The sequence below is a fragment of the Brevibacillus sp. AY1 genome, assembly GCF_029870785.1.
Lineage (GTDB): Bacteria > Bacillota > Bacilli > Brevibacillales > Brevibacillaceae > Brevibacillus > Brevibacillus invocatus.
In genome coordinates this window covers 1-23,982 of record NZ_JAFLPN010000029.1, presented here as the reverse complement: position 1 = coordinate 23,982, position 23,982 = coordinate 1, and the positions used below count along the sequence as shown (strand labels likewise).

Below are 23,982 nucleotides of genomic sequence, written 5' to 3'. Positions count from 1 at the left end.
TTTTCTTTATCATAGTGGAGATTGCAGGGAAAAGGAGGCGTTTATCTTGCGCAAAAGCTTAAAAACTGGAATGTCTGTACTGCTGGCAACATCTGTACTTGCCAGTCCAATCGTAGTGTTGCCCCAAGCCGCGTATGCTCTTGAAATCGAAGATGTATCGGCTGACGATACGGATACCGAAGAAGAAACTGAATATACGTTTGAATTTGAAATTGAAAAAGCACTCTCGTCCGGCGATGAAATCACCGTAAGATTCCCTTCTGGGTTTACAGTGGACAAGAATCTGAGAACGCGGGACGTATCCCTGGAAAATGATGACGGGGATGAAATTGAGATCGACGATGTAAGCGTAAGTGGTCGTAATGTGACGATCGAGCTGGGTGAAAGGATCAGCAAGAACACTGTACTGGTTCTGACCATCGACTACGTCACCAATCCGAAGAGCAAAGGCGATTACGATATCACCATCGTCACTTCGAGTGAGTCCAAAGGCGATACCGAAGAAATCACGATTGGAAAGTCGTCGAGTAGCAGTAGTAGCAGCAGCCGTTTTGACGTGTCCCTCGGCAAAACAACAGCTGGAGACAACACATCCGTAACACTCGGACAATTCAATCTAAGCTCCGCCCTAAAAGAAGGCAAATACATCTACGTGACCATGCCGGCCAAGGATATGCTGCCGAAGAGCATCAGTCGCTCGGATGTGAAAGTGAATGGAGAAAGAGCGGAGAGCGTATCCATATCAAGCAACACGATTCTGAGAATTGAAATCCCAGAAGATGTAGACGGCGACAAAAAGCTGAAGCTGGAGTTCTCCTCTTCTGCTGGCATCGAGAACCCGTCTTCCGCTGGCAAATCTTACACGTATGAAGTAGAGTACGACAAAAAGACATACAGATCGGAAACCTTTGAGATCAAGGATTCTTCCTCCTCTTCCAGCTCCTCCGCAACGTTTGATGTCGCGCTGTCCGACCGCAGTGCCGGAGCACGCACAAGCTATACGATGGATCTGGATCTATCCACCAAGTTCTATTCGGGTACAGATATCTCGGTAGAATTCCCGAGCATCGAGATGGTTCCGCCGGTCATTTCCAGCTACAACGTAACCGTGAATGGAGATCAGGTATCCGGCCTTGCTGTAAATGGAAACAGAGTCTCCTTCCGCACGCCAAGCGGTTTTTCCAGCACGAACTCTCTTACCATCAAATTTGCTCATGAAGCGTACCTGATCAACCCGCGTACAGCAGGTTCTTACGAAATGGTCGTCAAGGTGGATGGCAAAACCTATCGCTCCAAAAAGTTCGAGGTAGGTAATGCTAGCGTAGTTCCACCAGCGGTAGTGGACAACACGACTGCAACCATCGCACTGACCAGAGCGACCGCTTCTACGCCTGCTGGTCTGCAAGTAGGAATCAAGGGATTGGGCCTGCCGTTAACCAAAGGAAAAGACTTCATTGAGGTCGTCATGCCTGCCGGTTTCCGCGTACCTGCTTACATCCCGCAAAATGCTGTGACGGTGAATGGCGTGGCAGCCAATTACGTTGGCGTACGTGGACAAAACCTGGTCATCTTCCCAGCACAGGATATTCCGGCAAAAACAGCCGTAAATGTGAATGTTCTGGAGTCTGCAAGTATTGTGAATCCAGCGACGACCGGTGTGTACAGCATTTCGGTATACACCTCTGAGGAGCAAGGGTTGCTGTTTGCGCGTCCCATTAACATCGTGGCTCTGAATGGAGTAGGATTTAAAGCAAATGTGGCGTCCTTTACGAAAGACGGCAAGACGACTGCATTGGCGGTGGCACCGTATACGGTCAATGGACATACGCTGATGCCAGCTTCCTTCTACCGCGATGGACTGGGTCTGTCTGTGACTTGGAACAACACATCAGCTCGCATCGTAAGCGGAAATACCACCATGCAGTTTAAAGTAGGCTCCAATGTGGCGACTGTGAACAATCAAAACATTACATTGCCTACTGCCGTTCAACTGAAAAACAACATCCCGACGATTCCGCTGCGCTTTGTCATGGATCGTTCCGGCTATCAAATCGTGTATGTCAATGGAAACTACATTGTGTATAAATAATCGACAAAGGCAGTACTAAAGCTGCGGCCCGCAGGATGAACGCTTGTACCAAGTGCTCATCTCGCGGGTCTTTTCCTTTCTTTTTTGCAAATGAAAATCATAAAAGGACATCCCCTCCCATACGATGGTACAAGAAGGGTACGTTTAGGGGGGAGTTATCATGAACGAGCACATAAAACGACCTCGGCACGAAGTCGTGATGATCAATCGACGCAGTTTGGCGATTTCAGGAGTAAAAAACGTCGAAAGCTTTGACAGCGAGGAATTCCTCTTGGAGACGGAAGGCGGCTTTTTAACCATACGTGGCCAAAATCTGCACATGAAAAATTTAAGCCTAGAAACCGGAGAAGTGGCTATCGAGGGTCTCGTACACGAGATGGCCTATCTGGAGCAAGGACAGGTCGGGGATCGTTCGAGAGGATTCTTCGGCAAGCTGTTCAAGTGAGTATCGGTGTTCAGCTTCAGACGGTGATGGCCATGTTGACGTGTGGAGCATTGATGGGAATGGGGTTTGACACGTATCACGTTTTCAAGGGCAGAAGCAGGATGCCTGGTTGGATCGTATTTATTTTCGATCTCTTGTTTTGGGTCGGGAGTATGGCCCTAGTCTTCTTGATTTTAGTCAAAGTAAACGACGGACTCATCCGTTTCCCTATCTTTTTTGCCGTGATTATAGGCGCGTGGATGTATTTTTTACTAGGTAGTAAGAAGTATATTCATTTCCTGAACCGCATGATAAAATTTTCACAGTGGTTATATCGTACCACTGTACTTGTGATCGACACGATTGTAGTGCGGCCCATTCTGTTTTTCTATCGAGTGATCCTGATGCTGCTCGTGTTTCTCTATTCGGTGTTGCTGGCCATCATAGGTTTTGTGTGGAAGGTGACGCGATTTGTCACATCACCTTTTGCCAGATGGGGTCAACATTTGGGGAAAAAAATGTTCGGCAAAACAACAGGATTTTGGAAGAATTGGAAGAATTGGTTTCACTCGAAGAAAAAGCAGGATTAAGAAGTTCTGAGGTGAGCAAAGTGAGCAAAGCAGTTTCCTCTCCATCAAACAGAAAAGGACAGAAGCGTAGGATTCGGCTGTTTTTCTTTGTGATCCTATGCTGCTTCATCTGGACTGGCTATACGTTGTACCTCCAAAGCGGGGTGCTTGCCCAGAAGAAGTCAGAGTTGGAGACGCTGCAGCAGGAGACAGCAGTGCTTCAGCAAAAGCGGGAGGAGCTTACATACGAGGCGAGTCGGTTGAACGATCAGGATTACCTGGCCGAGCTGGCACGCAAACGTATTTACTTTACAAAACCAGGGGAAAGCATATACGTGATTCCAGAAGAATAGAGTGTGCATCGGATCTTCAAGCAGAGGGAGGCTTTCCAGCTCATGGGAGTCGAGATCGGGAGCAAACTTGAAGGAAAAGTGACGGGTATCACGAAATTCGGCGCATTTGTGGAACTGCCAGGGGGAGCAACCGGTCTGGTTCACATTAGCGAAATCGCAGACACGTTCGTCAAAGACATTCACCAGTTTCTGAAGGTAGGGGACGTGGTGACAGTCAAAGTTCTAAGTCTGCGTGAAGGAAAAATTGGTTTGTCGATCAAAAAAGCCAAGGAACAGGAGCGTCCTCCGCGCAGTCCGCGGGAGCGTGGAGAGGGCTTTGAAGATAAGCTGAACCGGTTTCTAAAAGAGAGCGAAGAACGTCAGTCAACGCGCAAAAAAAATGCGGAGAAGCGAGGACGTCACCGTTAATAAATCTAAAAATTTTGACTTTTCTTTCTTTATAGATTATGTATTTTCTCTAATAAACGAGGAAGGTCATTTGGTGGAAATGACGAATAGGTAATATAAGCCCGTTTCGCTAAGCGCGAATCACCTGTCAGCCGACGTTGTCCGCCATAACGTCGGCTTTTTTCTATTCTGAGATAGGAAGGCCTCAACCAACCTCTTTGCCGTGTCTGCCAAGACCAGAGACGCGCGCAAAGAGGTTTTTTCGTGCTTTCATGTCCAAACATGTCAATGTTTTTGTCGCACGATTCTAGGAATACGACTTGGTATTTTGACAAATTTTACATAACCCCCTTCGTATAATGAGAAAACCGAAATGAACAAGAACGGGGTGGTGCGCAAATGATCGCAAACAAGAATGTATCAGGAACGGGTCAGGTATGGACTCGTCAAGTATCCGAACAAGTGAATACAACAGCAACTACGTGGACTGAAAAAGTGGCCCAAACCGTACAGAAGTGGAATGTGCTTCCCTTGTTGATGGGATTTTTGTTGGGTCGTGCGTTGATCCTAGAAGAATTGACGCCGTTTGTCATTCCGTATTTTATGGTCATGTTCTACTTGCGTCGTGATTGTATGATGGCCACGGGGCTTGCCCTGATCGCAGGTGCGTTCACGCAATCCGTGCCAGTGGGTCTGCAGGCGACACTCGGTATCGTGCTGGCGTTGATTGCCTGCAAGCTAAGCGAGCGATTCAGGCAAAAGGACTTTTCCCGAACTCCCTTGCTCGTGATGGTGACCGTATTTATCAGCCATTTGCTCTATCAGGTGCTGACTAATCAGGTCAATACCTTTGAATTGGTGATGGTCGGGGTTGAAGCCGTACTGGGTTTTGTGCTGACCCTGATTTTCATCCAATCGCTGTCGATCATCTATATGGCCAAGCCTTATGAACCGCTGAAGACCGAGGAAATTGTCTCATTGGTTATTCTGCTGGCCTCTTTGATGACGGGCACAGTGGATTGGGTTATAGAAGGAATCTCGATGGAACACGTCTTGTCGCGGTACCTGTTGCTCCTCTTTGCATTCGTCGGTGGCGGCACGGTTGGGGCTGCAGTCGGTGTGGTGACCGGCCTCATTCTCAGTCTCGCGAATGTAGGAGCCTTGCAGCAGATCAATCTGCTTGCTTTCTCCGGGCTGTTGGCTGGGTTGCTGAAGGAAGGCGGAAAAGTCGGCGTATCGGCGGGGCTGCTGATCGGTACTGCGATTTTAGCTATATACGGAGGGGCAGAGGAAACCCTCTATCTTTCACTGGTAGAAACGTCACTGGCGATCGTCCTATTCATCCTGACGCCAGCAGTCCTATGGAAAAAAGTCGCCCGCTTTATTCCGGGCACTCCGGAAAATCAGCAGTCTCATCAGGAGTACATGCGCAGGGTGCGCGATGTGACGGCGGGGAAAATTCAGCAGTTCTCAGATCTGTTTACTCAGCTGTCACACAGCTTTGCCCAAACAGCTGATCCGGAGGAAATCGAAGAGCAGGCTGATGCTTTTCTCAGCAGAGTCACCGAGTTCACCTGCCAGAAGTGCTTTAAGAAGGAGCAGTGCTGGGAGAAGGACATGCAATCGACCTACGAGGGGATGCGTTGGCTGGCGGAAAAAGTACATGAAAACGGCACGCTGGCGGGGGTTACGCCACCTCGGGATTGGGAGCGCAAATGCGTCAAGACAGACAAGGTGTTCACTGTCATGGAGCAGGAATACGACCGTCAGCAATCGTTTGAGCTATTGAAAAAACAAGTGAAGGAGAGCCGCAAGCTGGTGGCAGATCAGCTTTCGGGTGTCTCCCGGGTGATGAGCGATTTTGCCCAGGAGATCCAGCGTGAAGGCATGGAGCTGAGCTTTCAGGAGAAACAGGTATCGAAGGCGCTGGAAGGGTTGGGACTCTCTGTGCGCCGCGTGGATATACACAGCTTGGAGGAAGGAAAGGTAGATATCGAGATCAGCCAGCCATCCTGCTACGGACGAGATGAATGCGCCAAAATTGTGGCCCCGATGCTGACAGAGATTCTGGGTGAGAACATCATCGTCCGGGAGCGGCATTGCGAAGCGCAGAAAGATGGTTCCTGCACGATGTGCCTGGCTTCAGCCAAAACGTTTGAAATCGACATAGGCATCGCTGGTGCGGCAAAGGATGGGAAGCTGCTTTCTGGAGACAGCTTCCGCACGATGGATCTGGGCAATGGCAAGATGGCCTTGGCAATCAGTGATGGCATGGGCAATGGTGAACGCGCTTTCCTCGAGAGCCAGTCCGCATTGGACATGCTGCAGCAGCTGCTGCGCTCCGGTATTGACGAGAAGCTCTCGATCAAGACCGTCAATTCGGTCCTTGCCCTTCGTTCTACGGACGAGATGTTCGCTACGGTGGACCTGGCCCTGATCGACCTGCAGACGGCGCATACACGCTTTGTGAAGATCGGTTCGACGCCCAGCTTTGTAAAGCGCGGACCGGATGTAATCACCATTACCGCGAACAATTTGCCGGTAGGGATCTTGGAGGAAATCGAGGTGGATGTCGTATCCCGCATGCTAAAGCCGGGAGATCTACTGATCATGATGTCGGATGGCATTTATGAGGCGCCGCGCCATATCGAAAATCGGCAGGCATGGATGAAGCGAATCATCGCAGAGCTGGAGACAGACAACCCCCAGGAGGTGGCGGACCTGCTTTTGGAAAAGGTCATCCGGCAGCATTCCGGACAGATCGTAGACGACATGACCGTGCTTGTGGCGCGCATCGATCGTTTTGTGCCACAATGGTCGGCTATCCAGGTTCACGGCATGCAAAAGCTGGAACGACCGAGGATTGTGAGTTAGGAAGGTATGTTTTCCCTTCTGCGCGTCGATACTGTTGCTAAAACAGGCAGAATGGGGAGATTATTTGTGAAAGAAGCGACACTTCGACAGATTCTGGTTGTAACAGATGGCTGCTCCAATTCCGGTATGAGTCCGGTGGCAGCTGCAGCGCTGGCGAGAGAACAGGGAATCACGGTGAATGTGATTGGCGTTATTGACAAAAGTGAGCTTGGTGAAAAGGGGGAAACGGAGATCCGCGACATTGCGGAAGCAGGGGGCGGATTATGTGATATCGTCTATCCGCAGCAGTTGGCCCAAACGGTGCAGATGCTGACGCGCAAAGCGATGACCCGAACGATTCATCAGGTCGTAAATAAAGAATTGCAAGAAATCCTCGGTGATTCAGGAATCGAAGAACTAGCGCCTTCCAAACGCGTACAGGTAGCCGGAATGGTGGACGAACTGGGCGAGAAAAGCAATCTGAATGTCGTGATGCTGGTGGATACCTCGGGGAGTATGAAGCCGAAAATATCCGCTGTACAGCAAGCCATTCACGATTTCAGCATCAGCCTTCGTTCGCGGAGTGGGCAAAGCCGTATGGCGGTCTGCTCATTTCCTGGGAAACATCAGCATCTCGATGTGCGAATTCCTTGGACGGATAAAGTCGAGCAGGCGCACCAGCTAACACCTGATTTGGCGATGAGCGGAATCACACCTACAGGCCCAGCGATTGTCGAAGCGATCGCTTTATTCGAACACATCAAACTCCCTCAAGCACTATCTGAGCGTTATCGCGAGTCGAATGTTGAAGACGGTGAAGGAGATTTGCGTGACCATGTCTTTTAAAGTGGCCACACCCGACCTGCCCCGCCAATTTCATGGGAAGTGGAACAAAAACGTTTACCACGTTCTGCGGGAGTTGGGGCGTGGTGCAAACGGGGCCGTCTATTTGACCACACAAGGTGGCGTCAAGAGAGCGGTCAAGGTTGGTTTCGAGGGCATGGATATATTGATGGAAGTAAATGTGTTAAAAAGCTTGCAACAGGGGCGGGATTCCCGAGTGGGACCGCTCCTGTGTGACGTAGACGATCTCGTTTTAAACGGAAGACCGTGTACTTTTTACGCCATGGAGTACCTGGATGGCGATCAGCTGGATGACTATATCCAAAAGGCAGGGGTGGAGTGGGTTCCTGTACTGATCGTTCAGCTTTTGGCCCGCCTTGACATCCTTCATAAGCATGGTTGGACCTTTGGCGATTTGAAGCCAGAGAACGTGATCGTCACCCGCCAGGACAAGCAGGTAAGTCTGATCGACTTTGGTGGAGTGACCAAGCTCGGCAACGCTGTCCGCCAGTTTACGGAAGAGTATGACCGCGCTTATTGGCATGCCGGAGACAGACGTTCCGAGGTCAGCTACGATCTGTTTTCGACAGCAGTTATGATGGTCAGGCTCGTCGTGGATTCACAGACTTGGCACATGAGCTTGGGCGAACCGCGTCAGACCCAGATACTCTGTGATATAATACGAAAAAGTGACAGCTTGTACCCCTATCGAGTGCCTTTGATCAAGGCATTTCACGGGAAATATGCCACTGCCCATGAGATGAGGGCAGAAATGCTGGCTATTTTGCGTGAATCGACAGTAGCACCTGCTTCCCCAGCACCGACAAAGCAACAAGGATCGGGTACAGGAGGCAAGTGGATCAGCAGTTTGTTCGTTGCATCGATGCTGCTGCTGGCTGGCACACTTTACTATGCATGGTTTTTATGAAGGGTGTGACGATGAGTGTCCGCAGATTTGGTGATGGATACATGTCTGTTGGCAGGGACCATGATTTTGAAAAGCGGGGGAGAGACTTATCGAACGGAAGAGACGATGACTCGTATCGCGCAAGCGGCAGGGATGGACGACGTGAACAGCTCTGCTACGCCGACGAGTGTGATTCTTTCGTTTCGCTGCCAAGGACAGGACCATACACGCATGGTTCGCACTCCCAAGCGGACGACCAACCTGAACAAGATTACGTTGGTCAATGATGTTTCCCGACGTTTTGTCAGCGGAGGCATTACGTTGTCTGAAGCATATCGTACACTTCGCGAGATTGATCAAAAGAAGCCGGTTTATCCGAAGTGGATGCAGCATATGGCAGCCGCTACTGCCAGCGGCGCCTTTTCCATGCTGGCTGGAGGCACTTGGCTGGATCTTGGCCCTAGCGCCCTAGCCGGATTGACTGTGAATCTGAGCATGGAATATTTCGAAAGGTTTGTTCACATGAAATTTTTCACCGAGTTTTCAGCCGCCCTCTTGGGTGGTCTTGTTGCCTTATTATTTGTCACCTTTTTTCCTCAGCTGCACATGAGCATTCTGATCATTGGTGCCATGCTTCCTTTATTTCCAGGTATCGCGATCACAAATTCACTTCGCGATCTGATGGCGGGTGATTTGGTCGCTGGTGTATCGCGTGGAGTGGAGGCGATGCTGACTGCTGTCTCCGTAGCGGTGGCCACTGCGATTATTCTCTGGTTTATGAGGTGAGTACGATGTTAATAAAAGGATTGGCACTTAGCTTGATCTCTTCTACTGCCTGGTGCATTTTGTTTAATGTCCCAGTTCGGACGATTTTGGCAGGTGGTATGGCAGGAATGGTCGGATGGCTGGTCTTCTCGTTTCTCCCTATGCTTGGGGCAGAGGTGTTGCTCTCTACGCTGGTGTCAGCATCCGTCGTCTCGTTGCTGAGTCAGCTCCTTTCCGTCCTGCTTCGTGTACCTTCGACCAACTTCAGTGTAGCAGGCGTCATCCCCCTTGTTCCTGGATCGTTGGCTTACAAATCCATGCTTGCCTTTGTCAATAATGATTATGTGGGAGGCATCACGCTGGCTACACAAACCTTGCTGGTAGCAGGGGCGATTGCTTCGGGCTTGATATTTGGGATCTCGGTCCTGACGATCTGGAAAGGAGCCCGTTATGCTGGAAAGCGTACACAACGAGATTGAACAACACGCATTGCTCCTCCCAGGTGAGACGATTGTGACCGGATTGTCGGGGGGGAATGATTCGACAGCTCTCCTGCATATCTTGGTGACACTAAATCAAAACTATCAATACGGCTGGAAGCTGCATGCGGTTCATTTGAATCACGGCTTTCGAGGTGAAGAGGCCCGACAAGACGCTTTGTTTGCTGAAGAATTGTGTCATCAGCTGGGCGTTGCCTTTCATCTTTTTGAACGCGATGTCCCGGCTTACATGGAGGAGACGGGGATGGGCGCTCAGGAGGCGAGTCGAGAGCTCCGTTATCGCCTGTATCGGGAGGTTGCGGAGAAGGTCCACGCGACCAAAGTGGCGCTGGCCCACCATGCGGATGACCAGGTGGAGACGATCTTGTTTCGCATGATTCGCGGAACGCGGCTTCACGGACTTGCAGGCATGCCCAAAAAGCGTCCGATGGAAAGAACGAATCATGTCGAGCTAATCCGTCCTCTTTTGCATAAAACGAGGAAAGAACTGGAACGATATTGTCGGGATCATGGCTTGCAGCCACGAGAAGACAGCAGCAACCAATCCAGAAAGTACAAGCGAAACCTGCTTCGGTTGGAGGTCATGCCTCTTTTGGAGGAGGTCAACAGTCGTTACAGGGAGCATATTCTTCAGGCAGCCGAGGCGATTCGACAAGACGAATCGCTGCTGGAACGACTCGCCAAGGAACAGCTGAAACAGTTGATAATCGGGCAAAATTCGAATTGGATTGGAATCGACAACGACAAGTTTCAAAGTTGTGACGTTGCTTTACAAAGGAGAATGATTACTCTAATATTAAGTTATCTCTCAAAGCAAACCGAGTGGTCTTCGCAGCATGTGGAGACCGTTTTGTACATGTCAAGGGGGACGCGTCCTTCTTCGGAGCTGCATTTGCCTAAAAACCTAGTGGTAAAAAGGGTTTATGGACAAATTCATTTTCGGTGTAATGGACGTACAGAGGACATACATACTTATTGTTATAAGCTCGCTGTTCCGGGGGTTACTTGGATAGCGGAAGGAAAGGCTGCTGTACATACGTCTTACCTGAATGGTCCAGTGGACTGGAAGCTGCTTTTAGACAATGAAGCGATTTTTGATGCGGATTGTCTGCCTGATACGCTATATGTGCGCAACCGAAAACCGGGTGATCGTCTCTCGATGATGGGCTTTCAATCGGAGAAAAAGCTGAAAGAGCTGTTGATCGATGCCAAGGTTCCAAGAGACTGGCGCGACAAACTCCCTCTTTTGACTGCCGAAGATCAGGTTATTTGGGTGCCGGGTGTGCGTCGTTCCGCCGTAGCGCCGATACGAGAACAGACTAGGCGTTTTTTGCACGTGCGGGTAGAGTTTGGAGAAGATTGGCGGGAGGTTTTTGAATGAATCAAGACATCGAGAAGATTTTGCTTTCTGAGGAGCAGATCGCGGAAAAGGTAAAAGAACTGGGTGCAACACTGGCAGCAGAATACAGAGATAAAAACCCTCTGGTCATCTGCGTATTGAAAGGTGCCGTTGTATTCATGGCTGACCTGATCCGTCATATGGATATTCCATGTGAAATGGACTTTATGGCAGTTTCCAGCTACGGAAGCGGTACAGAGTCCTCGGGTATGGTAAAAATCCTGAAGGACCTGGATACCTCTGTGCAAAACAGGCATGTACTGGTTGTAGAAGACATCATGGACAGCGGTTTGACCTTGAGCCGACTGGTTGAGCTTTTGCGTCATCGCGAAGCGGCGTCAGTGAAAGTAGTTACACTGCTGAACAAGCCGGAGCGTCGCAAGGTGGATATCTCTCCGGATTACAGCGGCTACGATATTCCTGACGAATTCGTGGTGGGGTACGGTCTGGACTACTCCGAAAAGTATCGGAATCTGCCGTTCATTGGTGTGCTGAAGCCTGAGGTTTACACCAAGTAGCTTTGTTGTGAAGACCTTGCTTAATATGGTAAAATGTCAAAAGTGTCTGTTCGTGAGAGGAGGTAAGGAATGAATCGCTTTTTTCGTAATACCGGGTTCTACCTACTTATTTTTCTTGTCACGGTCGGGATCGTAAATTTCATCCTCTCCGGTACTGATAAGGTTGGGAAACTTACATATCAGGATTTCCGGGTGCATTTGAAAGCCGACAACATCACCGAGATGGCCATTCGTCCTGAGAATGGTACATACAGGGTAGATGGTGTTCTGGCCAATCCAGCCCCGGGACAGGAAAGTAACAAGTTTTTTACCAACGTTCCACTGACTCAATCCGATATTATCTCGTTGATCGAACAAAAGATCGATGAGCAAAAGGTGAAAATTGTAGAGGTCAATCCAGCCGAGGGCAACAGCATCTGGCTCACGTTCCTGACCTCGATCATTCCGTTCGTGATCATCTTCATCTTGTTCTTCTTCCTGTTGAACAACGCGCAGGGCGGAGGCAGCCGAGTGATGAACTTCGGCAAAAGCCGTGCGAAGCTGTACAACGAAGAGAAGAAACGCGTCACATTCGACGATGTGGCGGGTGCAGACGAAGAGAAAGCAGAACTGGAGGAAGTGGTTGACTTCCTGAAAGACCCACGCAAGTTCAATGCGGTGGGAGCCCGGATTCCAAAAGGGGTACTGCTTGTCGGACCTCCAGGTACAGGTAAAACCTTGCTGGCACGTGCTGTTGCGGGTGAGGCAGGAGTTCCATTCTTCAGTATCTCCGGTTCCGATTTCGTAGAGATGTTCGTCGGTGTGGGTGCTTCCCGCGTCCGCGATTTGTTCGAAAACGCGAAGAAAAATGCTCCGTGCATTATCTTCATTGACGAGATCGACGCAGTGGGTCGTCAGCGTGGAGCTGGACTCGGCGGCGGTCACGATGAGCGCGAGCAGACGTTGAACCAATTGCTCGTAGAGATGGACGGCTTTGGCGGAAACGAAGGTATCATCATGGTGGCTGCGACGAACCGCCCTGACATTCTCGATCCGGCATTGTTGCGCCCAGGTCGTTTTGACCGTCAAATTACAGTAGATCGCCCGGATATCAAGGGTCGCGAAGCGGTGCTCAAGGTTCATGCCCGCAACAAGCCGCTTGGTGACGACGTGAAGCTGGACGTGATTGCTCGCGGTACATCGGGCTTCACAGGTGCTGACTTGGAAAACCTGTTGAACGAAGCAGCGCTCATGACTGCGCGTAAAAACAAAAAGATGATCAATATGGTGGAAGTGGACGAAGCGATTGACCGTGTGATTGCCGGTCCGGCGAAAAAATCCCGCGTCGTCAGCGAGGACGAAAGACGTCTGGTTGCTTTCCACGAAGCTGGTCATACGATCATCGGCTACCACTTGAAAAATGCTGAGATGGTACATAAGGTCACTATTATTCCACGCGGCCAAGCAGGTGGATACACCGTGTTCTTGCCGAAGGAAGACCGTTTCTTTGCTACCAAAACAGACTTGCTTGACAAGATAACAGGTCTTTTGGGTGGGCGTGTGGCGGAAGAATTGGTTCTCGGTGATATCAGTACCGGTGCACACAACGACTTCCAACGTGCTACAGCTATTGCGCGTAGCATGATTACAGAGTACGGTATGAGTCGTCTAGGTCCGATGCAATTCGGTAAAGCCCAAGGTCAGGTCTTCCTGGGGCGTGACTACGGCACTGAACGTAACTACTCCGATAAGATCGCTTATGAGATCGACCAAGAGATGCAAAATATCATTAACGAGTGCTATGAGAAGTGTAGAGATTTGCTGACCAAGCACCGTGATCAGCTCGACCTGATTGCTACTACGTTGCTCCGTGTGGAAACACTGGACTCCGGGCAAATCAAACAACTGATCGAAACCGGTAAAATGGACAATGACCCAGCGAACAACCAAGACGTGGTCGTGAACATTCAACCGAAGAAAGATGAAGGAAAAGAAGAAGTGAAAGAAGCGACAGACGCTGCGGAAACCACAGTAGACGAAGCTAAAAACGATGAACCGAAACAATAAGGAGCGCCTCTGGTGCTCCTTTTCTTCTACTATTTGAATACGTCGCTTGCTGTACAAGATGCCTGTTAAGGGGGAAATAGGATGGGACTCAAACCTCGCCTTGCTGCTTTTGATATGGATGGAACTTTGTTGAACAAAGAATCCCAAATGACGGAGACTACCAAAAAGGCATGTCTGGAGCTGCAACAGCAGGGGTGCAAGCTGGTGCTTTCGACGGGACGTACCTTTGGATCAGCACAAATCCCGATTGATGCCTTTCCGTTTGACGGTTTTGTGTGCAGCAACGGAGCGACTGTATTTGAAAGCGACGGAAAGATGGTACACCAAACGCTTCTACCCAATGACCTGGTTGCCGATGCCATTCTTACGCTGCGTCAGGAGGTTCTTTACTACGAGCTTCACGACACCGCGAGCAATCGCTGGATGATTCAGGAGGATCGGGAACGTTTGGAGGCCATGTTGGAGGAGGATACTTCGCTGGAAGGGATCTCGATCCGCAAGTTCGCCTTTTACAAGCTAGCAAGAGTAATTCCTCTGCAAGAAATGCTAGAGATGCTGAGCAAGGCAGAAACCAAAATCGTTAAGCTGTTTATCTGGCATAGCAATCCTGAGCTGCTGGAATGGGTCAGGGAGAAGCTGGTGCCTTGGAACAGCCAGGTAAACATTACTTCATCCGGCAGACACAATGTAGAGATGCTGCCCCAAGGCGTGTCCAAGTGGGAAGGTCTTCTTTACTTTTGCAACAAATGGAGGATTCGTCCAGAGGAAGTCATGGTCTTTGGCGATGCAGAGAATGATCGGGAGGCTCTGAGTGCAGCGGGCTACGCTGTAGCAATGGAAAACGCGTCCCCGGAAATCAAGGAACTGGCGAAATACATCGCACCTCATCACGATGACGATGGCGTGGCTCAATTTATTCGCCAACAGATCACGGAATGCGAGTAGCTGTTTCATCCAGACTCCATTCATTGACATTGCTCGGTTATCCGCTTACAATGACCGTAAATTAAGACACCTAGTAGGGGGACTTTTCACATGGACGCTTTAGCGCTTGAAAAAAAAGCCCAGCGCAACGCTGAGTTACGTGAACGGTTGCTTCAACTGAAAAAAGAGAGAAACGCTATTATTCTTGCTCATTTTTATCAACGCCCTGAGATCCAGGAAGTGGCTGATTATATCGGAGATTCGTTCGGACTGGCGCAAAAAGCAAAGGAAACAGATGCAGATGTCATCCTCTTCTGCGGAGTTCACTTCATGGGAGAAAGTGCAAAAATTCTCAATCCCCAAAAAACCGTGATCATTCCGGATGAACGCGCTGGCTGTCCGATGGCGGACATGGTCAATGTGGACGGTCTGCGCAAGCTGAAAGCAGAGCATCCTAACGCAAAGGTCGTCGCCTATATCAACACGTCTGCTGATGTGAAGGCTGAGACGCATATTTGCTGTACGTCCTCCAATGCCAAGAGAGTCATTGAGTCGGTAGACAGTGATGAGATTATTTGGGTTCCAGATAAAAACCTGGGCCACTATGTATCGCAATTTACCGACAAGAAGATGATTATCTGGGAGGGCTACTGCAATACGCATGACCAGCTGTCTGTCGAAGATATCGTCACACTGAAGCAGCAGCATCCAAACGCTGTCGTGGTCGTACATCCGGAATGTCGCCCTGAGGTGGTCGCGCTCGCTGACTACGTCGGTTCAACTACCGGTATTCTCAAGTACTGCCGCGAGTCCGAGCACAAGGAATTCATCATCGGAACGGAAGATGGAACGCGCTACATGCTGGAAAAGGATAGCCCGGACAAAACATTCATTTTCGCATCCAAATATCTGGTTTGTCCCAACATGAAGGTAAACAACCTAAAGAAGTGCGTAGAAGCGCTGGAGAACATGAAACCGGAAATTTTCGTGCCAAAGGACGTGGCCGATGCCGCACGCGCTTCCTTGGAGCGCATGCTGGAAGTGGCGCCTGGTTCATAAAACGTAAAAGGAGTAAAGCCTGAGTGGGCTTTACTCCTTTTTTTGCATACTAGCGGTTCTTGGTCAGGATACTTTTGTCTGTCCAGGGCTGAATGTCTTTGTTGCGGTATACATTCAAAACAAGTCCCATGAGCAGCATTTGCAGAACGAATTGTACATTTCCATGACTGATGAATGGCAGGTTCACGGAAGTGATCGGCATAAGGCCAACGACCATCAGGATGTTCCAGAAGTACGGGATGAAGAAGAGTGTCATCAGCCCTGCCATCAGCATGAATCCATAAGAATCCCGCACACCCTTTACAGCTTTTAGAAGACGGATCAACAGGGCGATACCTAGAAGCAGGATGACTGAGCCGGTGACAATTCCAAAGCTATAAACGATGTAGGTGAAAATGAACTCCGACTCTACTGTAGGAAGGGAGTCGACACGTGCTCCAAAGCCATTCCCCCAGAGTCCGGCTGACTGTACGAGCTTTAACGATTGAACGATCATATAGCCTGCTCCATTCGGATCGGCATAGGGATCGAGAAACGCAGCAATTCGGCCAGTCTGGTATGGCCTGATGAAGAGAAAGGCGAGACAAGCGATAGAACCAGTGATCAAACCAAACAGGGTAAAGGTCACCTTTTTCTTAGCAGATGATGTCATCATCAGGACAAAGAAGCCAGCAAACAACAGAAAAGCGGATTGCATATCAGGAGCCGACAAGATCATCAGAAACGGTGCAGTGAAGGCTGCGAAGGCTTTAACATATGTCCCACGACTTTCCCAATTCCACTCTGAAAACATTCCGGCAAGCGCGATGATGGTGAGCAGAGTAGTGATACCCATTACATCAAAGCGAATGATTCCAAGATCTAGATAAGAAGCTGAACCGTTTACGGTTCCGCCTTGAAACAATGCAAGAAACGTAATCAAAAGCGCGCCCAGATAGAGATGCTTGCTGTAAGGCTTCAACTTGCGATAATCACCAAAAAGAACGGCAATGAAAAGACTGAGCCCCAAGAGCGTTCCGATAACTTTATTTTCAAAGAAAGACCATCCAGATAAGTGATTGGCAGACTGAGTGCCGCTAAGCGAGTACATGACGAGAAGCCCAAAACCAATCAGGACGGCAACAATTGCGATGATGCTCCATTCCATACGCGGCTTGTGCGCGTGATGGAGCTGCTTACCCACTTGTTCGGGATCGCCCATATCGGCTATCGCCTGTTTGATCGCGTTCTCTTCGTCGTAGCCTTGCGATTCGTAATCCTCCATTTTGTCAGCCAGATGACATTCCAGCTCGAGTGAGATGGAGGCATGAACGTTCTTATTGCGAATATGACGGCATACTTGCTGTATGTATTCATCGATACGATTTTGTCTGCTCATGCTTGCCCACCTCCCAAGACTTGATCGACAGCCGTGCGAAAGGAGACCCATTCCTGCTGTTTTTCTTTTAAATGTCCTTGCCCTTTTTTCGTTATCTGATAATATTTCCGTTTTCGCTCTCCTTCGCCTGTGCTCCAGTATGATTCGACCATGCCCTCTGACTCCAATGTGTGCAGGATGGGGTAGAGCGTTCCTTCTTTCAGAGAAAGCACACCGTTTGAGCATTTTTCCATCTCTTTGCTCATTTCATAGCCATACATCGTCTTGCGATCCAGAAGGGTGAGGATCAGGATGACTGTGCTTCCCTTCATGAGCTCTTTGTTAATCTTCAAGTGGACTGGACCTCCTTTTACCTTGATAATCGATACATTGGATATCTATGTATAAATATAGTCATTAGCTCGTCAGTTTGCAAGTATGATTTACTATGGCAGGCAGGACGAGAAAAAAAGCCTGGCAGGATGAACATGCCAGACTTCGAGTGGTATGTGATGTACGTGAGATTAAGAAGGCATCGGGGTAGGTGTAGGCTTTCCGTACCCTTCTTTATAGGCGCTATCGATGTATTCGCGGATTTCCAACGGTGTTTTTCCGGCTTCTTTCAGCTTGGAAGAAATAACGGCGATCTCCATGCAAACGCCGCAGCGAGTTCCGTGATCATCCCAAACAATCGAACCGTCTTCCAGTTCTTCTTTGATAAAGCAGTTTCCGTTATGCAGATGACCTGCGCTTTCGCCACAGCCACAGAAGCACGGAATGGATTTGAGCAGCTCGCGGTTAGCACCTGCGATTTTGTAAGATTCGATAATGACCGGGTCCTGGTTGTCGAGGAAGCTCGGCAGAATATCGGCAGATGCTGTTGTTTCCTGCAAATCGCCATTTGGCGCGTGTTGGGTATGATCGTGACCCTCTGCGCCCGAGTTGGCGTTATCGGTAGAGGCGCAACCTGTGAGCAAGGCTGCTGTAAGGAACGCGATAGGCAACCATGATTTTCGATTCCATTTCATTTTCGGACTAACCCCCTCCCACCTATAGTAGCATAGGGGAATGAGCAGAAAAAAGACGATGTGCAGTTATACCCAATAAATCGTAATAAATCCTATTTACATTCTGGGCAGCTGTCCGTATAATGGGTGACGGGAAGTAAATCGGAATGATTTTGAATTGAGATGGGAGATGAAATAGAATGAGAAAAAGCCTACTGGCTATGGTAAGTGTAGTAACGGCAGCAGCTTTGGCCGGATGCGGTGCAGCACCGACAGCAACGACGGGTACGCCGCAACCAGCCGAACAAGCAGCGTCGGCGAGTGAAAAGCCAAAAGTATTTACGACAATTTATCCGCTGGAGTATGTGACCAAGAGAATTGGCGGTGAACATGTGGAAGTGATCAACATCGTTCCGCCAGGTGTAGAACCGCATGACTTCGAACCGACAGCGAAAAATATGGTTGCCTTGACTGAAGCAGACTTCTTTGTCTATAACGGAAGTGGTTTGGAGCTTTGGGTAGATAAAGCCGTGGAGAACCTCGATAAGAATCGTACCCAAATCATCAACACGACAGAAGGATTAAATCTGTTGAAGGCTGGCGAGCATGGGGATGACCACGCCGATGAGCATGCTGATGAGCATATGGAAGAACATGCCGATGATCACGGGCATGATCACGATCATGGAGAATTTGACCCACATGTATGGCTTGATCCCACTCTGTTAAAGGAACAGGCTGACAAAGTAAAGCAGGCGTTGGTGTCAAAGGACCAGGCTCATGCAGCAGATTTTGAAAAGAATTATGAGCAGCTGGCAACTGATTTGGATCAGCTCGACAAGGAATTCAAAGAGATGGTTGCGCAAGCCTCGCGAAAGGAATTCATGGTTTCTCATAGTGCTTTTTACTACCTGGCACACCAGTATGGTCTGGAGCAGGTAGCGATTTCTGGGGTCAACCCAGCAGATGAACCGTCTCCGGCAGAAATGAAGAAGCTCGTGGAGCACGTAAAAGAGCATCAGCTCCCATACGTCTTGTTCGAAACACTCGTATCGCCAAAAGTAGCAGAAGTGATTGCCAAGGAAGCCGGTGTGAAAACAGCTACCTTGAATCCACTGGAGGGTTTGACACAGGAAGATGTGCAGGCTGGTAAGGACTACATGTCGATCATGCGTGAGAATCTGGAAACGCTGCGTGAGGCGTTAAAATAGGAAATGCTAAGAGATGTCGCTTCCCATGTGCGGCATCTTTTTTTCAATGATTTTCGTATACTCCAGCCCTTGTGAAGTAGGCCAAATCGTAGTAGGATGGAGAATGACAAATCAGAACAAATCCGATTTAAAGGATGGTTAGGATGGAACACAAGATACAAGGAGAAGCCGTGGTGAAACTCACGGACGTTTCCTTCCAATATGTAGACAAAGTGGTGCTCGATGGCGTCAACTTTGCCTTGGATCGCGGGGATTTTGTTGGCATCGTCGGCCCGAATGGATCTGGAAAATCGACGTTGATGAAGCTGATTCTTGGCTTGCTGACTCCGACCAAGGGTAAGGTTGAGCTGTTTGGGCAGCCTTTGCAGAAATTCCGCGAATGGAATCGAATTGGTTATGTAGCACAGCAGGTCGCACACGGTGCTGGCGGTTTTCCCGCAACAGTTAGGGAAGTCGTGGCATCTGGTCTGGTGGGCAAGGTGGGGATGTTTAGACGATTGAAAGCCTATCACCATTTCAGTGTGCAAGAGGCCGTAGATCGAGTCGGGTTGACTGCTAAGCTGGATCAGCGGATCGGCAGTTTGTCAGGCGGTCAGCTGCAGCGAGTATTCATTGCGCGTGCACTCGTGGCCGAGCCGGAGCTGTTGATTCTGGATGAGCCGACCGTTGGGGTGGATCAGGAATCCATCGAGCAATTCTACAGTCTATTGCGTTCCCTGAAGGAAGAAAACAGTCTCACGATGATGATTGTCAGTCACGATGTAGGCGTCATGACACAGTGGGTGAACAAGGTAGCCTGTGTGCAGAAGAAAATTCACTTCCACGGAACAGCACATGATTTTGAGCATAACCAAGAACAAATTTTGCAGCAAATGTATGGTGGGTCGATGAAGCTTTTATCCCATCATCATTAAGCTGGCAAAAGGGTAAAGAGGGAGTATGAACATGCTTGCTGATTGGTGGCAGTATGACTTTTTGCGATATACCTTGTTTTCCGGTATATTGATTGGGCTGATTTGCCCGATTCTGGGTACGTTTTTGATTGTTCGCCGCTTGTCGATGATGGCGGATGGCTTGTCTCATGTGACCTTGTCCGGTGTGGCAGCAGGGATGCTGTTATCGAAGAAGGTGGCGTTTTTTGCTGCGATCAATCCTCTGTTTTTCGGCATGATCTTTTCGGTGATCGGTTCATTGTTTATTGAACGGCTTCGAAAGGTTTTTCGTTCACAGCAGGACTTGGCTATACCGATTATCTTATCAGGCGGTCTCGGTCTGTTTACGGTCCTGATCAGTATTGCTGATGGGTTTAATGCGGATCTGTACTCGTATCTCTTCGGTAAAATTGTGACGGTTACGATTGAAGATTTGTATGCCCTCGTAGGGGTAGCTGTTGTCGTACTGGGAACGGTATTATTGATTTATAAAGAACTGTTCGCCGTTTCCTTTGACGAAGAGTTCGCGCGTGTATCCGGTGTCTCACGACGAGCGATCAATCTGTGGTTCATGGTGCTGGTGGCACTTACGATTGCAGCTTCTATGCGGATCGTAGGGGTGCTGCTAATCTCGGCACTGATTACCTTGCCAGTGGCAGCCAGTTTGCAGATTTCGGGGAGTTTTCGCCAGACGATACTCTATGCCATTGTGTTTGCCCAAACGTCCGTGCTCGGAGGACTGTATTTTGCCTATCTGCTAGACTGGGCATCTGGTGGTACAATTGTCTTGATGGCTGTTCTTATCCTGCTGGTGGTTTTGGGTGTGAAAAAGCTGAAAGTCCTTTTCCGATAACGAGGCGAAGAGACAAAAGGGAAGGAGTGTTTGACGATGAAAGTAGAAGAAGCGCTGCAAATCCTGAAGGAGCATGGATACAAGTACACCGGCAAACGGGAGGAGATGATTCGCATCTGCGCGGAAGAAAAGCGCTACCTCTCGGCGAAGGATATCATGGAACGCATTAAAGAACTATATCCCACTCTTAGCTTTGATACCGTTTATCGCAACATCTCCACTTTTGTACAGCTGGGGATTCTGGAAGAGACGGAGCTGGACGGCGAAGGAAAATTTCGACTCGCATGCTCGGCTGACGGACATCACCATCATCACGTGATCTGTACCGAGTGTGGGAAAACATCTTCATTGCCGGGCTGTCCCATGAATGTCATGGCGTCCGTGCCTGAGGATTTTCAAGTGACTGGTCATAAATTCGAGGTGTATGGCATGTGCAAGGAATGTGTCAGTCACGCCAATTAATGAGCATTCGAAGATTCAAACAGCAGTCGATGGGGAGCGTGGCTGGGACCAATGTGGAATAGACATGAACTGCAAAGAAAAATAGAAGAATGGCTGCAAGAGGATGTAGGCTCGGGTGACGTAACGACGATGAGTACCATCCCAGCAGATGAGCACGGAGTCGGGATTCTTTACGCCAAGGAAAGTGGTGTGATCGCAGGTTTGTCCATCGCGCAGCAGGTTTTTGAGACGGTGGACCCCGCCTTGGTCTTTACCGCAAGTGTAGAAGAAGGGGCTCATGTGAAAAAAGGGGATCAGCTGGCAGAAGTGAGCGGCTCGGTCCGGTCGATCCTGAGCGGCGAGCGGCTGGCATTGAATCTGATGCAGCGGCTGTCGGGTATTGCTACACAGACGAACGCATATGTACAAGCTGTATCCAGTACCAAGGCTCGTGTTGTGGATACACGCAAAACCACACCAGGCCTGCGCTTTTTGGAAAAATACGCGGTTCGTGTGGGTGGCGGGCACAACCACCGTTTTGCCCTGTACGATGCGGTGATGATCAAGGACAACCACATTAAAGGAGCAGGCGGGATCGCTCAGGCAGTAGCGGCTGCACGGGCTCAAATTCCGCATACCATGACGATTGAAGTGGAGGCAGAGACTCTGGAGCAAGTGCAGGAGGCGCTGGATGCCGGTGCAGACATCATCATGCTGGACAACATGTCGAATGCGGATATGACCCAAGCTGTTGCGCTTATTCAGGGAAGGGCCATCGTAGAAGCTTCGGGTGGTGTCAATCTGGAGACGATTCGTTCTATTGCGATGACAGGTGTGGATGTCATTTCCGTAGGGGCCTTGACCCATTCGGTCAAAGCGTTTGACATCAGCCTTGATTTGAACACGCGTAAACGATAAGGAGCGGCTATGTATGATCGTGGTCATGAACATCGGAAATTCCAATATCGTCATGGGTGTGTATGAAGGGGAAAATCTGCGCTATCACTGGCGTTTTTCCACCGATCGCAACAAGACAGAAGACGAATACGGGATGTTGGTAAAGAGTTTGTTTGACAGCGTTGGGCTTGCTCTGCATCAAGTGCGTGGGGTCATTTTTTCCTCGGTCGTCCCGCCGATGAACTTTACCATTGAACGCATGTGCGAAAAGTATTTGCTTCGTAAAGCGCTCATCGTGGGGCCCGGAATTAAAACAGGCCTCAATATCAAGTATGAATACCCGCGCGAGGTAGGGTCGGATCGGATCGTCAATGCGGTTGCAGCCATTCGCGATTACGGCACGCCGCTGATCGTAGTGGATTTTGGGACGGCGACGACGTTTTGCTATATTGATGAGCGGGGGCAGTACTGGGGGGGAGCGATTGCCCCTGGTATTCGCATTTCCACAGAAGCTTTGGTGAGCCGTACTGCCAAATTGCCACGCATCGAGATGGCCAAGCCAGCCAGTGTCGTGGGGCGTAATACGGTTGCCGCCATGCAGTCGGGCATTTACTACGGTTTTGTGGGTCAGGTCGAGGGGATTGTGCGCCGGATTATGGCGGAAAGTGGTGCGGAGCCACAGGTAGTGGCGACGGGTGGATTAGCTTCGTTGGTAGCCAATGAGACTGAATGTATCCACGTCGTTGACCCCGACCTGACTCTGAAAGGGCTTCGCTTGATTTATGAGCGCAATCAATGATTGGAATGGGGAGTCGCAGTGTTCCTTAGGGAGTACTGGGAACGAAAGACCTTCTTTCTTGTATGAAACAAACCAGCGTGATAAGATGGGTGTATAACAATTGCTGATTTCGACATACAAATAAAGGAGCCGCCGTTGCAGCGGCAGGCTCCCCGAGACAAGATAGCTGTGGAACACCCACGGCGCGCTTGATTAGAAAACCAGCGAATCCACCGTCGGGCGGTCAACCTTAGGCGGTGGGTTTTCGCTTGTTACGCCTTCTTTTCCATAAGCGGTATAGCTTTCTGCTGCTAAACCAAAGACTGAGCAAAGTTGCCAGTACTTTCAGGAAAAAGTAGAGCGTGCCGAGCGTGACCATCAGCGTCACCCCCTTTTTCAGGAGCTACGCCGTGGCCGACCACCGCCAATCTTGCCTTAAGGAAAAGTATACCATTCGCGGTGTGGTGCCTGCATTCTTTTTGTCTGATCCCTTTTACAGAAACAACTTTTCGTTTTGCTACTGTTGAAAAGCATGAAAGAGCCCTAGTTTAGCAGAGTGGTTAATTTTCTTTCGTTGGGAATTGATAATTGCGTAATTTGTTTCGAGATAATTTCATTCTTGATCTTGACATTATCCAATCAGGGCGCTAGAATGGCTATTGTGCCTGATGAACTTTGTGTTTTAGAATTAAACTTTTTCATCTTTACTAAAAAAGCTATTGCGCTTTATGGTGAATCGTGATAGAATTTTGATTCTGCAGGGTAGTGATTGGGCATTGGCCCATAACTCGCATAATGGATGGATGTCCGAGCGGCCGAAGGAGCACGATTGGAAATCGTGTAGGCGGGGTCAACTCGTCTCGTGGGTTC

The 23,982-nt window shown here is 49.5% G+C and carries 24 protein-coding genes; 21 read left to right on the top strand and 3 right to left on the bottom strand.

Going from position 1 to position 23,982, the window contains the following annotated elements; genetic code table 11:
* Window positions 1-46: 46 nt before the first annotated feature.
* From JZI27_RS18910 to nadA, 15 genes are all read left to right on the top strand, one after another.
* Complete coding sequence (locus JZI27_RS18910) at window positions 47-2,089, top strand: copper amine oxidase N-terminal domain-containing protein (RefSeq protein ID WP_280208712.1); 2,043 nt, start codon at window positions 47-49, stop codon at window positions 2,087-2,089.
* 160 nt (window positions 2,090-2,249) lie between these two features.
* Entirely contained in the window at window positions 2,250-2,534 is a 285-nt protein-coding gene (gene yabP / locus JZI27_RS18905; protein ID WP_023558893.1) for a sporulation protein YabP, read from the top strand.
* Window positions 2,531-3,103, top strand: a complete 573-nt coding sequence (yabQ, locus tag JZI27_RS18900; protein ID WP_122907025.1) for a spore cortex biosynthesis protein YabQ — start codon at window positions 2,531-2,533, stop codon at window positions 3,101-3,103. Before yabP ends, yabQ begins: the two co-directional genes overlap by 4 nt.
* 20 nt (window positions 3,104-3,123) lie before the next feature.
* Entirely contained in the window at window positions 3,124-3,435 is a 312-nt protein-coding gene (locus JZI27_RS18895; protein WP_183184731.1) for a septum formation initiator family protein, read from the top strand.
* A gap of 42 nt (window positions 3,436-3,477) precedes the next feature.
* Window positions 3,478-3,843: a S1 RNA-binding domain-containing protein gene (locus JZI27_RS18890; RefSeq protein ID WP_057134183.1), complete on the top strand. Its 366-nt coding sequence runs from the start codon at window positions 3,478-3,480 to the stop codon at window positions 3,841-3,843.
* Window positions 3,844-4,221: 378 nt separating this feature from the next.
* Entirely contained in the window at window positions 4,222-6,696 is a 2,475-nt protein-coding gene (gene spoIIE / locus JZI27_RS18885) for a stage II sporulation protein E (RefSeq protein ID WP_251244980.1), read from the top strand.
* 66 nt (window positions 6,697-6,762) lie between these two features.
* Window positions 6,763-7,521, top strand: a complete 759-nt coding sequence (locus tag JZI27_RS18880; RefSeq protein WP_251244981.1) for a vWA domain-containing protein — start codon at window positions 6,763-6,765, stop codon at window positions 7,519-7,521.
* On the top strand, window positions 7,511-8,446 hold the full coding sequence (locus JZI27_RS18875; RefSeq protein ID WP_122907022.1) for a serine/threonine protein kinase: 936 nt from the start codon (window positions 7,511-7,513) through the stop codon (window positions 8,444-8,446). The genes JZI27_RS18880 and JZI27_RS18875 overlap by 11 nt, the downstream gene beginning before the upstream one ends.
* A gap of 15 nt (window positions 8,447-8,461) precedes the next feature.
* Entirely contained in the window at window positions 8,462-9,211 is a 750-nt protein-coding gene (locus JZI27_RS18870) for a threonine/serine exporter family protein (protein WP_122907021.1), read from the top strand.
* A gap of 5 nt (window positions 9,212-9,216) precedes the next feature.
* Window positions 9,217-9,669, top strand: a complete 453-nt coding sequence (locus JZI27_RS18865; RefSeq protein ID WP_122907020.1) for a threonine/serine exporter family protein — start codon at window positions 9,217-9,219, stop codon at window positions 9,667-9,669.
* Entirely contained in the window at window positions 9,641-11,071 is a 1,431-nt protein-coding gene (gene tilS, locus JZI27_RS18860) for a tRNA lysidine(34) synthetase TilS (RefSeq protein WP_122907019.1), read from the top strand. Before JZI27_RS18865 ends, tilS begins: the two co-directional genes overlap by 29 nt.
* The gene (gene hpt, locus JZI27_RS18855; protein ID WP_122907018.1) at window positions 11,068-11,607 is read left to right on the top strand and encodes a hypoxanthine phosphoribosyltransferase; all 540 of its coding nucleotides are present in this window, start codon (window positions 11,068-11,070) and stop codon (window positions 11,605-11,607) included. The genes tilS and hpt overlap by 4 nt, the downstream gene beginning before the upstream one ends.
* Window positions 11,608-11,676: 69 nt before the next feature.
* Window positions 11,677-13,653, top strand: a complete 1,977-nt coding sequence (gene ftsH / locus JZI27_RS18850; protein ID WP_122907017.1) for an ATP-dependent zinc metalloprotease FtsH — start codon at window positions 11,677-11,679, stop codon at window positions 13,651-13,653.
* 81 nt (window positions 13,654-13,734) lie between these two features.
* Window positions 13,735-14,598 (top strand): HAD family hydrolase, encoded by an 864-nt coding sequence (locus JZI27_RS18845; RefSeq protein WP_280208707.1) that lies wholly within the window; start codon window positions 13,735-13,737, stop codon window positions 14,596-14,598.
* Between the two features lie 90 nt (window positions 14,599-14,688).
* The gene (gene nadA, locus JZI27_RS18840) at window positions 14,689-15,636 is read left to right on the top strand and encodes a quinolinate synthase NadA (protein ID WP_251244984.1); all 948 of its coding nucleotides are present in this window, start codon (window positions 14,689-14,691) and stop codon (window positions 15,634-15,636) included.
* A 49-nt stretch (window positions 15,637-15,685) separates the two neighbouring features.
* Here nadA and JZI27_RS18835 read toward each other — a convergent pair whose 3' ends face one another.
* The 3 genes from JZI27_RS18835 to JZI27_RS18825 all read right to left on the bottom strand — a co-directional run bounded on the left by JZI27_RS18835 (window position 15,686) and on the right by JZI27_RS18825 (window position 18,021).
* Complete coding sequence (locus JZI27_RS18835; RefSeq protein WP_251244985.1) at window positions 15,686-17,014, bottom strand: FtsW/RodA/SpoVE family cell cycle protein; 1,329 nt, start codon at window positions 17,012-17,014, stop codon at window positions 15,686-15,688.
* Window positions 17,011-17,346 carry a PadR family transcriptional regulator gene (locus JZI27_RS18830; RefSeq protein WP_251244986.1) on the bottom strand — a complete coding sequence of 112 codons (336 nt, stop codon included), beginning with the start codon at window positions 17,344-17,346 and terminating at the stop codon, window positions 17,011-17,013. Before JZI27_RS18830 ends, JZI27_RS18835 begins: the two co-directional genes overlap by 4 nt.
* A 171-nt stretch (window positions 17,347-17,517) precedes the next feature.
* Entirely contained in the window at window positions 17,518-18,021 is a 504-nt protein-coding gene (locus JZI27_RS18825; RefSeq protein WP_251244987.1) for a PCYCGC domain-containing protein, read from the bottom strand.
* Between the two features lie 179 nt (window positions 18,022-18,200).
* On the opposite strand from JZI27_RS18825, the gene JZI27_RS18820 reads away from it, so the two are divergent.
* The 6 genes from JZI27_RS18820 (at window position 18,201) to JZI27_RS18795 (ending at window position 23,133) form a co-directional block, all read left to right on the top strand.
* Window positions 18,201-19,211 (top strand): metal ABC transporter substrate-binding protein, encoded by a 1,011-nt coding sequence (locus JZI27_RS18820; RefSeq protein ID WP_280208706.1) that lies wholly within the window; start codon window positions 18,201-18,203, stop codon window positions 19,209-19,211.
* A 143-nt stretch (window positions 19,212-19,354) separates the two neighbouring features.
* Window positions 19,355-20,125 carry a metal ABC transporter ATP-binding protein gene (locus JZI27_RS18815; RefSeq protein WP_280208705.1) on the top strand — a complete coding sequence of 257 codons (771 nt, stop codon included), beginning with the start codon at window positions 19,355-19,357 and terminating at the stop codon, window positions 20,123-20,125.
* Window positions 20,126-20,156: 31 nt separating this feature from the next.
* Window positions 20,157-20,996, top strand: a complete 840-nt coding sequence (locus tag JZI27_RS18810) for a metal ABC transporter permease (protein ID WP_122907009.1) — start codon at window positions 20,157-20,159, stop codon at window positions 20,994-20,996.
* A gap of 36 nt (window positions 20,997-21,032) precedes the next feature.
* Window positions 21,033-21,458: a Fur family transcriptional regulator gene (locus JZI27_RS18805; RefSeq protein ID WP_122907008.1), complete on the top strand. Its 426-nt coding sequence runs from the start codon at window positions 21,033-21,035 to the stop codon at window positions 21,456-21,458.
* A 51-nt stretch (window positions 21,459-21,509) separates the two neighbouring features.
* On the top strand, window positions 21,510-22,355 hold the full coding sequence (nadC, locus tag JZI27_RS18800) for a carboxylating nicotinate-nucleotide diphosphorylase (protein ID WP_280208703.1): 846 nt from the start codon (window positions 21,510-21,512) through the stop codon (window positions 22,353-22,355).
* A gap of 13 nt (window positions 22,356-22,368) precedes the next feature.
* Window positions 22,369-23,133: a type III pantothenate kinase gene (locus JZI27_RS18795; RefSeq protein WP_280208701.1), complete on the top strand. Its 765-nt coding sequence runs from the start codon at window positions 22,369-22,371 to the stop codon at window positions 23,131-23,133.
* Window positions 23,134-23,982 lie beyond the last annotated feature (849 nt).